This window comes from Winogradskyella alexanderae, assembly GCF_020166335.1.
GTDB lineage: Bacteria > Bacteroidota > Bacteroidia > Flavobacteriales > Flavobacteriaceae > Winogradskyella > Winogradskyella alexanderae.
On record NZ_JAIUJR010000003.1, the window covers coordinates 260,670 to 274,226 of the forward strand.

Sequence of the window (13,557 nt, forward strand, 5' to 3'; positions counted from 1 at the left end):
ACTAAAATTTATAAAACTTGGTTTAGATAAATTTGATTGACGGCAAAACCTCAGAAATGAGGTTTTGTTGCTTTATAAAGCTTGATTAAATACTTTATACCAGTTACAAAGGTTCCCATCAAAAATGAATGTGCCATCTTGTATCATACCAATTTTCTTCAAAATTTTATTGGATACCATATGATCTGACTGTGCACATGCATTTATTTCTTTTAATTTGAGTGATGTAAATCCGTATTTGAGGGAGGCAATTGCCGATTCTGTAGCATAACCTTTTCCCCAAAATTCCTCTTTTAATCTGTAACCTAAATCGTAATAATTTAATTCTTTTCGAACCTCACGCTCATATTTCAAACCAGACCAGCCAATAAACTCATCGGTCGATTTTAAGATCATTGCTAAACGTCCTACACCGTAATCTTGATGTTGCTGTAAAATATTTTCTATTATTGATCGTGATTGTTCAATTGAAGTTACAGGTTTATTACCCAAAAATCTATGGACTTTTGGATTAGAATCCATTTCAAACATATCATGTGCATCGGTAAGAAATAATTGCCTTAGATAAAGGCGTGCTGTTTCAATTAGATGCGTCATTTCCACTTAATATTGCAACCCATACTTGGCTTTTGGTTTTGACTAATTGGAGTATTGTTTACCAAACCACTCATGGCATTTCTTAAATCTTGGCCAGTTACAGGAATATCATTTCCTGGTCGTGAGCCATCTAGCTGACCGGCATAAACCAGCTCTAAATTGGTATTAAACAAGAAGAAATCTGGAGTACAAGCCGCGTCATACGCCTTGGCAACATTTTGCGTCTCGTCATAGAGATATGGAAAAGGGTATCCATTTTCTTTGGCGTGTAACTTCATTTTATCTGGTCCATCCTGAGGATAATTCACAACATCGTTGCTTGATATGGCAATACAATTGATACCTTGTTTTTTGTAATCATTTGCCAGCTTAACCAATTCTTTATTTACATGAATTACAAATGGACAATGATTACAGATAAACATTACCAACGTTCCTTTTTTACCACTCAGTTGGTGTAAAGATTTTAATTTATCATCTTTTGTGTCAATAAGTGAAAAGTCTGGAGCTTTAGTACCCAAAGGCATCATGTTAGATTCTGTTCTAGCCATTTTTTTAGTTTTATTACTTTTAAACTATGGATAATATAATAACATTTGAAGACTTTACAAAGATAGATTTGCGTGTGGGTACTATTATTGAAACCAAGGATTTTCCAGAGGCCAAAACCCCTGCTTACAAGCTCACTATAGATTTTGGCCCTCTTGGAATAAAGAAATCTTCAGCTCAAATAACAACTATTTATAAAAAAGGCGATTTGCTAAACAAACAGATTATTGCTATTGTAAACTTTCCAAAAAAGCAAATAGCCAACTTTATGAGTGAATGTCTCGTTATGGGAGCAGTTAAAGCAAACGACGTGTATTTATTGCACCCTGAAACTAAGGTTAAAAACGGCACTCAAGTTTCATAAAAATTACATTTCGTCCCTAAAGAAAACTGCATTCATTAACAAACGGTTTGTACCATACCAAAACGCCCTAAAATTGGTATTATCGGTAAATCCAATGATTTTGCCACGTCCTAATCTTCCGATTTTTAAGGGTACAGAGAGGCTTAGACTATCAAGATTTTCTTCAGAAATATAGCCACTTAACAATGGTTTTTCAGTATACTGAATAGGATTGTTATAGCTGTTTTTATCTGCTTTAATAAACAATGTTGTATTTCTGAACATTGGTAATTCGTAAGAGGTAATTCCAAAATTTATTGGATGCGTACGATCTATTTTAGTATTAAAAATTGCACCGCCTATAACCTGTGCTCCTCTAAAATTACTTCGTTGTTCAAAGTTTATATTTTTGGCTTTGATGTTATTTCGTTTCTTAAAATCGATTTTCAATATTTCCTTACTGTTTAACCAACTTAGAGCATTTCTATAAGCGACCAAAGTACCACCGGCTTCAATCCAGGATTTCAACTTTTTGGTGTTGGTTTCACTTAATCCAGAATTAGAATTTACCATGATAATGGTGTTGTATCTACTCAAATCAGCTCTACCAATTGATTTGGTATCCAGTTTGGTAGCAATAATATCGTAACGTGTGTCCAATAAATGCCATATTTCGCCAGCATCATAAGAAGACATTCCATCCCCAACTAACAATGCTATTTTTGGCAATTCTACTGATCTAAAGTTTCGACTTCCAAGATCAATTCCTTCATTTAATCCTGTTGAAACAGCATCAATAGTGATATGACTTTCTTGGGCTAGATCCTCTAAAAAAAGATAGAGTTCAGTTGTATTTAGTTTTTGATTCTTTGCTGGAATCATTATAGTACCATAATCGTATGACTTACCATTAGACCTAAATTGTTTCAGGCTTACCTTAGCTCTTAAACCTTTATTTAATATCTTATTTAAGAGTTTTGGGGTGTAATACTCATGCCATTCAAATAGGTAGGCGTATTCGCTTTTTGAAGTCACACCGCCACGTTTATGCTTAAGTTCATTAATGACATTCCCAGCATTGGCAGTCGTAGTCTCAGAATAATCCAAATTAAACGCTAAAGGAAACGTCCAGGCCGAAATATCGTAGAACAAACTGTCCTGAAAGCTTGTACGTTTTTCAAACATGGCATTAATTAGTCTTGTATTTTTCTGATTTTTAGGAACGATAAAAGCGTTGCCTTTTTTGAATGTTTTGCCATCTTCGGTAAAATCAGTTTTCAACTCGTGAAACTTAATTTTATGACGATATAAAATTTCTGCTAGATGTTTGGTTCTTGAAGCATCTTTAGTATTGCCAAAAACAATAGCTTTATTTTTTTCTTTTGAGGCTTCATTACGTGCATTTTTAAAAAAGTCATGCTGGTATTTTAAAATCTCTTGGCGCATACCAACTGCAGCGCTCAATGTTGATAATGAAGCGGTGAATTGATTTCTAATGGTAAAAGGAAAGGTTAAAAGACCATTATCGCTTTCTTGAACATGACCACGAGAACTAGCCTGCTCAAATAAGATACCTATACCACCATTAATATCTGGAAATGTAGAACCTTTTCCATAATAAAAGTCATCAAAGCTCTCTTCGGAATAGTAGAGCGAACCAATTTTATCAAGAGCTTTGGCATGGTATTCTGCGATACCTTTTGTTAATTCTTGATTTAGTTTTGGAGTTAACGGATGGGTTCTCGATGGGATCCCAGGTTGAAAGAAGAAACTAGAATTGGTTCCCATCTCGTGATGATCTGTTAGGATATTAGGCAACCAATCATGAAAGGTTTTTATTCTTGCTCTAGATTCAGGTAATTGCACTGGTAACCAATCTCTATTCATATCAAACCAATAGTGATTTGTGCGCCCGCCTGGCCATACCTCAGAGTATTCCCTGTCATTAGGATCAGGATTGAGATTTATATTCCTATTAGTATTGGCCCAATATGCAAAGCGTTGTAAACCATCTGGATTAAATGATGGATCGAATAGAATAACTGTATTATTTAAAAGATTTTCAATTTCGGCACCTTCAGCTGCAGCTAAGTAGTAGGCTACTAATAGTGCTGCATTAGAACCACTAGGTTCATTACCATGTATCGAATAACCTTGATAAACAACTACAGGGCGGTTTTTGAAGGTGGTACTATTTTTTTCTGTAGCATCCAGGTGTTTGGTTTTAATCTTATCTAAATTTTGATGATTTTGTGGTGAGGTAATGGTAAGTAGAATAAGAGGTCTGTCCTCAAATGTTTTACCTCTGTCTTCAATGGTTATCCTATCAGAAGCATTTGCTAAGGCATACATATAATGTACCAGTTTATCGTGGGTTATATGCCACTCCCCAACATTATGACCTATTATACTTTGTGGTGTTGGAATGCTTTCATTGTATGAAATATCTTGTGGTAAATAGTAGGCTAGATCTGTTTGAGACTGTGAGCATAAGAGGGTAGTGGTAAGTAATAAAAATAGGATACTACGAAACATAATAATTTAAGTTGGTTAGGCGCTAAAATTAAAGAAACCGTTACGATGGGTAACGGTTCTTAGTTTTAATTTAACAAAAGTAAATTTTAAATATCGTCAAAGCTTATATCTGTAAAGCTTTCTGTAGTTGGTTCAGTGTCCTGGGGAGTTTTTGCTTCTTGTTCTACAAAATCATCCTCTCTTTTGTAATCCTTTTGGTGTCTTTCACTAATCACTTCTGAACCCTTCTCATTAATGATGTAATCTGTCATTTCACCTAGGATTTCTTTAAACTCTGAAAAGTCTTCCTTATAAAGATAAATTTTATGCTTTTTGTAGTGGAAAGACCCATCTTCGTTGGTGAATTTCTTACTTTCCGTAATTGTTAAATAATAGTCTCCAGCTTTTGTGGCTCTTACATCAAAGAAATAGGTCCTTCTTCCAGCCCGAAGTACTTTTGAAAATATTTCTTCTTTGTCCGTCATATCATAATCACTCATATATTGATAGTTTTAATTCTTCTCAAAAATCTAAAAAAAAAGTAAACTAGCAAATAATTTAACGCAATTCTTTTTCGGACAGTTGCTTTGTATAAAGGTCTTTGTAATACCCTTCTGTTGTGACTAAGGTCTCATGGTTTCCAGTCTGAATTACCTTGCCATCATCTAATACAATGATTGCATCAGCATTCTTTGCCGAAGAAACACGATGACTCACTATGATTGTAGTCTTATCTTTGGTGAGCTTTTCTAAATTGTTGAGAATTTTTTCTTCGGTTTCAGTGTCTACAGCAGATAAACAGTCGTCAAAAAGTAAAATATCTGGTTTCTTTATAATCGCTCTAGCGATGGAAACACGTTGTTTTTGGCCGCCCGAAAGTGTTATACCGCGCTCACCCAAAATAGTGTCATAACCCTTACTAAATCCAACAATATTTTTATGAACCTTAGCATTTTTTGCGGCTTCTATTACTTCATCATCTGTGGCATTTTCCTTGCCGAATTTGATATTGTTTTTAATGGTATCTGAGAATAAAAATGCATCTTGTGGAACATAACCAATACTTTCTCTTAAGCTATTGAGATTTAATTTTGAAATGGATGTAGCATCAACTAAAATCTCACCTTTATCAATATCATATAACCTACCGATAAGGTCAAGTATTGTTGATTTGCCAGAACCGGTTTTACCTAAAATGGCAAGTGTTTTACCCGATTTTATTTTGAAACTAACATCTTTTAAAGCTTCAATATTGGTATCTGGGTAAACAAAGGAAACATTTTTAAACTCAATGTCGCCTATTATAGGTGTTTCTTGTGGTGCAACGTTTTTTATATCTGGTTCGGTTTTTAAAAATTCATTAATTCGTTTTTGGGATGCTTCGGCCTGTTGTACCAATGACGTTACCCAACCTACCGTTGCTACGGGCCATGTGAGCATATTTACATAAATTATAAATTCTGCTATGGTACCAATACTCTCTATTTCGCCATTCATATATTGAATACCACCTACATAAATAACAATTAAATTACTTAAGCCTATTAGCAATATCATAAGCGGGAAAAACAAGGCCTGTACCTTGGTTAAATCAATTTGTTTTTGACGGTTTTCGGAGCATAAGCCCTCAAATTCTGTATTGGTACGGGCTTCAATTCCGTAGGACTTTATTACCGAAATACCACTGAAGGTTTCTTGGGTATAAGTTGAAAGTGTAGACAAGGATTCTTGTACGATCGTACTGCGCGTGTTAATAAGTCTACTAAGCTTATATATCGAAATAGAAAGTATTGGCAAAGGTATAAGCGTGTACAGGGTTAGTTTAGGTGCTGCACTTACCATATAAATCAAAGCAACCGCAAATAAGGTTATGGTATTAATTGTGTACATTATAGCAGGCCCTACATACATTCTAACCTTGCTTACATCTTCACTTATACGGTTCATCAAATCTCCTGTTCTGTTAGATTTATAGAAATTTAATGAGAGCACTTGATAATGTTGGTAGATTTCATTCTTTAAGTCATACTCAATGTAACGTGAAACATTGATAATTGTCTGGCGCATTAAGAACGTAAAAAGTCCTGCCATAATTGCTGCTCCGACTAGAAATGAGATGTAGGTTAGCAGTTCGGATTTAAATACTTGTTGCGTAATCTCTCCATCCAGTCTTTCTGAGACAATATTGATAGAGGCACCAACTAACCTTGGCGTAAAAAGTGCAAATATCTTGGCAACAATGGTTATGATAACCCCTATGATTAACCGATATCTATATTTGTAAAAATATTTATTAAGGTGCTTTAATTCTTTCATGTTGCATTTGGTCGGTCAAAAGTATTACGATAATCCCATTTTATAGTTAATATTTTGCTAATCCTCTACTATTAGACTATTTTTGCATGTTGTTTTTAAACAATTTTTAAGAGTCTTAAATCGAATCAATCAATATGACTTCAGAAGTTATAAATTCCCAAGATTTGTCAAAAGTAGATCCTGTATTTGGTCAAGCATCTTTTGATAATCACGAACAAATTGTCTTTTGTAACGACAAAGATACTGGTTTAAAAGCTATAATTGGTATCCATAATACGGTTTTAGGACCTGCACTAGGAGGTACCAGAATGTTACCATATAATAATGAGTGGGAAGCATTAAATGATGTATTGCGTCTCTCTCGTGGCATGACATTTAAATCGGCCATAACAGGTTTAAATCTGGGTGGTGGTAAAGCGGTAATTATAGGTGATGCTAAAACTCAGAAAACACCTGAGCTTTTAAAACGATTTGGAGAGTTTGTACATTCACTAAATGGAAAATATATCACGGCCGAAGATGTTGGCATGCATACTGAAGATATGGATATCATAAGAGAGGTAACGCCATATGTTACAGGAATGTCAGAAACCAAAGGTGGTGTTGGAAGTCCTTCACCAATTACGGCTTATGGTGTTTTTATGGGAATGAAAGCGGCTGCAAAGTTTAAGTATGGAACTGATATACTCGAAGACAAGAAAGTGTACGTACAGGGTATAGGTAGTGTTGGTGAGGAGCTAGTAGAGCATTTGGTTAATGAGGGCGCAGATGTCACCATTGCAGATATAAATCAAGAACGATTGGAGGAAGTAAGATCCAAGTACGGTGTTATTATTTATGGTGGTCATGACATATACACTGAGGATATGGATATCTACGCGCCGTGTGCATTAGGTGCAACAATCAATGACGATACTGTATATAGATTAAAGGCAGATATTATAGCAGGAGCTGCAAATAACCAACTTGCTGAAGAAAGTAAACACGGAAGAATATTACAAGAGCGCGGTATTGTATATGCACCAGACTTTTTGATAAATGCTGGTGGAATAATAAATGTTTATGCCGAGTTAGAAAATTATGACAGACAAGAAATTATGCGTAAAACCGAGAATATTTATAACACGACCTTAGAAATATTAGAAAATGCTAAAATCAATAATCTTACTACGCATAATGCAGCATTTAATATAGCTAAAGAGCGTATTGAAACACGAAAAAGGGAAAATTCTAAATAATTTTTTTCAGAAACAAATAATAGTATTTTTGCAAGGTGAATCAATTTTGATTCACCTTTTTAAATAGTTATAAAGAAGTTCTTAATCATGCTAAACCGCAGACACATCAGAATTAAAGTAATGCAGTCCTTGTATGCTTTTAAAAGCACGGAAGGCGATGATATTACCAAGGATGAAAAGTTTTTACTTCACAGTATTAATAGCATGTACGACCTTTATTTATCAATTCTAGCCTTACTTATTCAAATTCACAAAAAGAGTCAAGACTACAGCCAAAAGGTTCAGAATAAACTTTCCGCGGTTAATGCTATTGAAGATGATGGTTCCAAATTTGCAAATAATCAATTTCTAAAATTGATTGGCAATAATAAAATGCTACAAGGTGCTATCGCCAAGAAAAAACTCAATTTTTGGGATTTAGATTCTGAATATGTAGATATCCTATTCAAAGCCATTATCAAAAACCCAATTTATGAAGCTTACATAAATAATGAAACAAGTAGTTTTAAGACCGATAAGCAGTTTGTTCTTGACATTTACACCAATATAATTGCGCCTAACGACAAACTATACGATTATTTTGAAGATAAGCAGTTAACCTGGGTAGATGACCTTCCAGTGGTGAATACTAATCTTATTAAGATTTTTAAAAAGCTTGGACCAAATGCTTCAGAAACCGCGCTGTTGCCGGAACTTTTTAAAGATACTGATGATAAGCAGTTCGCTCTGGACTTATTGCGAAAAACATTACTTAATTCGTCTAGTTTGGTTAAAGAAATTGCCTCTAAAACTACCAATTGGGATTCGGAGCGTTTGGCCAGCTTGGATGGCACGTTGCTAAAAATGGCCATTTGCGAATTTCAAAAGTTTCCATCCATACCACAAAAGGTAACAATCAACGAGTACTTGGAGATTGCAAAGGAATATTCCACTCCAAAAAGCAGCTTATTTTTAAATGGTGTCTTAGATAAAATAGTGAAAGAATACCAATCCAAAGGATTGCACCCAAAAGCAGGTCGCGGACTCATGTAGAGTGGTATTTTCCTTACATTGAGAACACTTGCGCATTTAAAAGTTTTAATTCGTTGAAATTATTACTAACTTCGCAACCCACAAAAGATCATAAATTTAAATTATTAAGTGATGAAAAAAATAATCTTAGGATTTAGCGCATTATGTATGGTAGCCTTTACGTCATGTAAAGACAATGCAGCAAGTAAAGTAAAGTCTGAAAATGTTGCAGTTGCAGCAGAAAGAGATGCGAATGCAGGTGATTTCCCTGTTATTGCATTTGACAAAACAACACATGATTTCGGGACCATAATGGACGGAACACCAGTGGAGACCATTTTTAACTACACAAACACTGGTAACTCTATGTTGGTTGTAAGTAATATAAAAAGTACTTGTGGCTGTACAGTTCCAAACAACTGGACAAAAGAAGTTGCTCCAGGGGAAACAGGTCAGTTTACAGTTAAGTTTAATGGTAAAGGTAACGGTAAGGTTTCTAAGTCACTAACAATGACTACCAACACAGAGAAAGGATCAGAAATGGTTAAAATTACTGCCATGGTTCAAAAAGATCCTAACGCTCCTGTTCAGCCAGCAGGTAAAGCAAACATCAACCCTTTATCTACAACCAAAACGTCAACGCAGCCTGGACACGAAGGGCATAACCACGATTAAATTAATTTAATGGAAGGAATAAGCTCTTTTTTACCATTTATTGCAATCTTCGCTGTAATGTACTTCTTTATGATTGCACCACAGATGAAACGTGCTAAACAAGAAAAGAAATTTGCCAGTGAACTAAAAAAAGGCGATCGTATTATTACCAAAAGCGGTATGCACGGAAAAGTTGTTGACTTAAACGATAAAGATAACAGTTGCGTCATTGAAACCCTTGCAGGTAAAATTAAATTCGACCGCTCTGCAATTTCTATGGAAATGAGTAAAAAACTAAATACAACCGCTGTTGCTAAAAAATAACAGTGTTGTTATTAACATAAATTAAAACCCGCTTTAGAGCGGGTTTTTTTATTAGCAATTTTTGTATTTATCGTTTAGACCTAGGCCACTTAAAATGATGGGTGTAATCTTTTCCAATCGTGCGAGTTTGGTGGCTTCTCGTTTTGTGGTAGAGATGTATTCACAATACTCACGCTGTTTCCCCGGTGTTAATGTCTTAAATGCCACTTGTAAGTCTTTATTAGTCTTAAAAGACTCTTTTAGCGCATCTGGAACTAGCACTGCTTTTTTATGTCGTGTTGGTTTTAGTTCTTTTCCTAACCTCTGGTTTTCAATGGCCTCCTTTATATAAGTTAGCACAGTAGCTTCATTAATCTCATCCTTATGGGTAAACCGCATTTGTCGCAGTGCTTTGGTTTTATCTTCTTGTGCATTGATAAGAAGATTATGCTCGTCCTTTAAAAACACACCATTAAAAAACCAGATACCAAAATGATGCTTAAAGGCACCTAGGCCCAACACATTTTTACCATTTAATGTATACACAGGCGCACTCCATTTAATGGTTTCTTCAAGGTCGGTTTTACTAATAAGGTCACGAAGTATTTTCAGTTCGTCTCCAAAATGAGAATTTACCTCAACGTATTCTTCTATGGAATGGACTTTTTTCATTTTAATTTATACGCTAATTATTTTTGAGCCATTGAAGCGGTCAGTTCAGCAATTTTACAAATAACCTCAACTGCTTTCTGCATACTTTCAACAGGAACGTATTCGTAACGGCCATGAAAGTTGTGTCCACCAGCAAATATATTTGGACATGGCAAACCCATATAAGACAACTGAGAACCATCAGTACCTCCTCGAATGGGTTTAATTATTGGCTTAAGGCCTATTGATTTCATGGCTTCCTCAGCAATATCGACGATATGCATAACAGGTTCAACCTTTTCTTTCATATTAAAATATTGATCTTTTATTTCGATTGAAAAAATTAATGAATCATATTTTGAATTTAACTCGTCAACTACATTTTTCATAAGCGTTTTACGCCCTTCAAATTTAGCCTTATCATGATCTCTAATAATATATTGAAGTTTAGTTTCTTCAACTTTGCCGTCTATTTGAGTTAAATGAAAAAAGCCTTCGTAACCTTCGGTGTGTTCGGGTTTTTCTTTTTTAGGAAGTGCATTTACGAACTCACTAGCATAATACATAGAATTTACCATTTTATCTTTAGCATAGCCTGGATGGACAATTTTACCTTTAACGGTTACTACGGCACTGGCTGCATTAAAATTTTCGTATTCAAGTTCACCAATTTGACTACCATCCATGGTATAAGCCCAGTCCGCCCCGAATTTTTCAACATCAAATTTGTGTGCACCTCTGCCAATTTCTTCGTCTGGTGTAAAACCAACTTTGATAGTACCGTGTTTAATTTGCGGATTATTGATAAGGTACTCCATCGCAGTTATAATTTCTGTAATCCCAGCCTTGTCGTCTGCACCCAGAAGTGTTGTGCCATCTGTTGTAATAAGTGTTTGACCTTTATACAATAGAAGGTCTTCAAAATAGTCTGGTGAGAGAATTATATTTTCCTGTTTATTTAAAACAATGTTATTTCCATCGTAGTTCTTGACAATTTGTGGTTTAACATTAGCACCGGTAAAGTCAGGAGAGGTATCAAAATGAGAAATAAATCCTATAGTAGGGACCTCATAATCTACATTGCTAGGGAGCGTAGCCATAATATAGGCATTCTCATCTATTGACACATCGCTCATTCCTATGGTTTTAAGCTCTTCTACAAGTTTATTGGCTAAGTCCCATTGCTTCGCAGTACTAGGGGTTGTTTCAGAATTTGGATCGGATTCCGTATCTATGGTCACGTAGCTTATAAAGCGATCAATTATATTTTGCATGTTAAGGTTTAGTTGAAAAAATAGTTTATATGGTTTGAAATAATTTATCCTAATAGATCAAAAGAATATATAAGTAAAAAGCCTTGAATTTCAAGGCTTTTAAAATTATTTTCTGAATGTGACCACAGGCAATTTTGCGTGGTTAACAAGATCTTCAGAAATACTGCCACCAAAGAAATGGCTCAATCCTTTTCTGCCATGAGTAATCATCGCAACTGCGTCTGCATTAATTCGTCTGGCATAGCTTAAAACACCGTCTTCAACGTTATGCTCTGCTATGTAATCTATATTAACTTCCTTGTCCCCCAGTCGCGCCAATTTTAAAAAATCAGCAACACGCTCATCAATTTCGTCCGTGCTAAGGAAACTTAAATTAGGTAAATTAACATGAAGGAGAATGACATTTTCTGCCAATTCATTAAGTAATTCCAGTGCATTTTTAACGGCAAGAATACTGCCTTCTAAAAAATCTGTAGCCAAGACAATATTTTTAAACTCAACTGAGGTTGGTGGTGATTTAACAACTAATACTGGAATTTCACTGTAACGAACAACCTTTTCAGTATTAGAACCAGTAAAAATCCCATCATAATCACTATGACCACGAGAACCCATAACTACCAAGTCTGCTTTTTCAAAAGCGGCAACTTTCGAAACTTCTTTTAGGACTTTGTGATGCTTGATTAAGGGCGTAACAGTGATATCTTCAAGATAAGATTTATCTAAAAAAGCTTCGAATTTTTTATTAGCCAACATTAACATGAAGGCTGTTTCTTCACTTCGTTCATTATTAGAAGATGAAATCAAAGATTCGGAAAGCTCTAACATGTGCATAACAATAAGCTCTGCATTGTGTTTTTTAGCAAGGGCTGCTCCAGTTTCTAGGGCATATTCTGAATGTTGCGAAAAATCTACTGGAATGATGATTTTTTTCATGATTGTTTTTGTTTAGTTGTAAGCCAAAGTTAATAATATATCCCTTAAAACATAATGACAATTGACAGTTTATGATTAATATTTCCTGAACATTTTCAGAATGTATTACTAATTAGATTATTACTTTTGCACCTCAAAGCGACTCTTTATGTACAAAGCTATAATTAGACCCATTTTATTTTTATTTGACCCAGAAAAAGTTCATTATTTTTCGTTTTCATCGATTAGATTTTTATCAAAGATACCAGGTGTAAAAGCTTTGTTTAGGAGTCTGTTTTTTCAAGAACACCAGTCATTAGAACGCGATTTATTTGGTTTGAAGTTTAAAAATCCAGTTGGATTGGCTGCTGGCTTCGATAAGGATGCTAAGCTCTACAACGAACTTTCAAATTTTGGTTTTGGATTTATAGAAATAGGAACTTTAACACCCAAACCACAACCAGGAAATCCAAAAAAGCGTTTATTTAGACTTAAATCAGATTCGGCTATCATAAATAGAATGGGTTTTAATAATGGAGGCGTGGAAGAAGCTGTTGAACGGCTTAAATTGAATAAGGGCGTTCTAATAGGAGGTAATATTGGCAAGAATAAAATTACACCAAATGAAAAGGCCATAGAAGATTATGAAATCTGTTTTGAAGCCTTGTTTGATTATGTGGACTATTTTGTGGTTAATGTTAGCTCTCCAAACACACCAAATCTCAGAGCATTACAAGATAAGGAACCACTGACGGATTTGTTAAAAGCCTTACAGGTGTTAAATTTTGGTAAGACTACCTCTAAACCCATTTTACTAAAAATTGCACCAGATTTAAGCGATGATCAACTCCGTGATATTATTGATATTATAAAAACAACTAAAATTGACGGTGTTATTGCTACAAATACCACAATATCAAGAGAAGGGCTGACAAGCAAGAATAAAGGGGAAACAGGTGGTTTAAGTGGTAAACCGCTATCTAAGCGCTCAACTGAAGTGATTCGTTTTTTAGCCGAAAAAAGTAACAAAGCATTTCCAATAATTGGTGTGGGAGGAATTCATTCTGCTGAAGATGCACTTGAAAAATTTGAGGCAGGGGCAGATTTGGTTCAACTTTACACAGGATTTGTATATGAAGGACCAAAGCTCATTAAGGATATTAATAAAGCACTAATTAAAAAGGCGCAGTAA

14 protein-coding genes are annotated in these 13,557 nt (G+C 34.9%); 6 read left to right on the forward strand and 8 right to left on the reverse strand.

Features of this window, described 5'->3' with window-relative positions; genetic code table 11:
- Nucleotides 1–72: 72 nt before the first annotated feature.
- The gene (locus LBU54_RS06990; RefSeq protein ID WP_224527698.1) at nucleotides 73–597 is read right to left on the reverse strand and encodes a GNAT family N-acetyltransferase; all 525 of its coding nucleotides are present in this window, start codon (nucleotides 595–597) and stop codon (nucleotides 73–75) included.
- Entirely contained in the window at nucleotides 594–1,148 is a 555-nt protein-coding gene (locus LBU54_RS06995) for a thioredoxin family protein (RefSeq protein ID WP_224527700.1), read from the reverse strand. The genes LBU54_RS06990 and LBU54_RS06995 overlap by 4 nt, the downstream gene beginning before the upstream one ends.
- A 26-nt stretch (nucleotides 1,149–1,174) precedes the next feature.
- Between LBU54_RS06995 and LBU54_RS07000 the strand changes: the two genes are divergently transcribed.
- The gene (locus LBU54_RS07000; protein WP_224527703.1) at nucleotides 1,175–1,510 is read left to right on the forward strand and encodes a tRNA-binding protein; all 336 of its coding nucleotides are present in this window, start codon (nucleotides 1,175–1,177) and stop codon (nucleotides 1,508–1,510) included.
- 3 nt (nucleotides 1,511–1,513) lie between these two features.
- Here LBU54_RS07000 and LBU54_RS07005 read toward each other — a convergent pair whose 3' ends face one another.
- The 3 genes from LBU54_RS07005 to LBU54_RS07015 all read right to left on the reverse strand — a co-directional run bounded on the left by LBU54_RS07005 (nucleotide 1,514) and on the right by LBU54_RS07015 (nucleotide 6,319).
- The gene (locus LBU54_RS07005; protein WP_224527706.1) at nucleotides 1,514–4,024 is read right to left on the reverse strand and encodes a M14 metallopeptidase family protein; all 2,511 of its coding nucleotides are present in this window, start codon (nucleotides 4,022–4,024) and stop codon (nucleotides 1,514–1,516) included.
- An 86-nt stretch (nucleotides 4,025–4,110) separates the two neighbouring features.
- On the reverse strand, nucleotides 4,111–4,503 hold the full coding sequence (locus LBU54_RS07010) for a PUR family DNA/RNA-binding protein (RefSeq protein ID WP_224527709.1): 393 nt from the start codon (nucleotides 4,501–4,503) through the stop codon (nucleotides 4,111–4,113).
- Nucleotides 4,504–4,561: 58 nt separating this feature from the next.
- On the reverse strand, nucleotides 4,562–6,319 hold the full coding sequence (locus LBU54_RS07015; protein WP_224527711.1) for an ABC transporter ATP-binding protein: 1,758 nt from the start codon (nucleotides 6,317–6,319) through the stop codon (nucleotides 4,562–4,564).
- Nucleotides 6,320–6,453: 134 nt separating this feature from the next.
- Between LBU54_RS07015 and LBU54_RS07020 the strand changes: the two genes are divergently transcribed.
- The 4 genes from LBU54_RS07020 (at nucleotide 6,454) to yajC (ending at nucleotide 9,546) form a co-directional block, all read left to right on the forward strand.
- The gene (locus LBU54_RS07020) at nucleotides 6,454–7,557 is read left to right on the forward strand and encodes a Glu/Leu/Phe/Val family dehydrogenase (protein ID WP_224527714.1); all 1,104 of its coding nucleotides are present in this window, start codon (nucleotides 6,454–6,456) and stop codon (nucleotides 7,555–7,557) included.
- A gap of 87 nt (nucleotides 7,558–7,644) precedes the next feature.
- Nucleotides 7,645–8,589, forward strand: a complete 945-nt coding sequence (gene nusB, locus LBU54_RS07025) for a transcription antitermination factor NusB (protein ID WP_224527723.1) — start codon at nucleotides 7,645–7,647, stop codon at nucleotides 8,587–8,589.
- Between the two features lie 111 nt (nucleotides 8,590–8,700).
- A complete protein-coding gene (locus LBU54_RS07030) occupies nucleotides 8,701–9,243 on the forward strand; it encodes a DUF1573 domain-containing protein (RefSeq protein ID WP_224527726.1) in 543 nt (180 codons plus the stop codon).
- Nucleotides 9,244–9,252: 9 nt separating this feature from the next.
- Nucleotides 9,253–9,546, forward strand: a complete 294-nt coding sequence (gene yajC / locus LBU54_RS07035; RefSeq protein ID WP_224527729.1) for a preprotein translocase subunit YajC — start codon at nucleotides 9,253–9,255, stop codon at nucleotides 9,544–9,546.
- Nucleotides 9,547–9,597: 51 nt separating this feature from the next.
- Here the strand turns inward: yajC and LBU54_RS07040 are convergent, their stop codons facing one another.
- The 3 genes from LBU54_RS07040 to LBU54_RS07050 form a co-directional block, all read right to left on the reverse strand.
- Nucleotides 9,598–10,197 carry a YdeI/OmpD-associated family protein gene (locus LBU54_RS07040; protein ID WP_224527732.1) on the reverse strand — a complete coding sequence of 200 codons (600 nt, stop codon included), beginning with the start codon at nucleotides 10,195–10,197 and terminating at the stop codon, nucleotides 9,598–9,600.
- 17 nt (nucleotides 10,198–10,214) lie between these two features.
- Complete coding sequence (gene pepT / locus LBU54_RS07045) at nucleotides 10,215–11,450, reverse strand: peptidase T (RefSeq protein ID WP_224527734.1); 1,236 nt, start codon at nucleotides 11,448–11,450, stop codon at nucleotides 10,215–10,217.
- A 105-nt stretch (nucleotides 11,451–11,555) separates the two neighbouring features.
- A complete protein-coding gene (locus tag LBU54_RS07050; protein WP_224527736.1) occupies nucleotides 11,556–12,386 on the reverse strand; it encodes a universal stress protein in 831 nt (276 codons plus the stop codon).
- 148 nt (nucleotides 12,387–12,534) lie between these two features.
- Between LBU54_RS07050 and LBU54_RS07055 the strand changes: the two genes are divergently transcribed.
- Nucleotides 12,535–13,557, forward strand: coding sequence for a quinone-dependent dihydroorotate dehydrogenase (locus tag LBU54_RS07055; protein WP_224527738.1), 1,023 nt, complete (start codon nucleotides 12,535–12,537; stop codon nucleotides 13,555–13,557).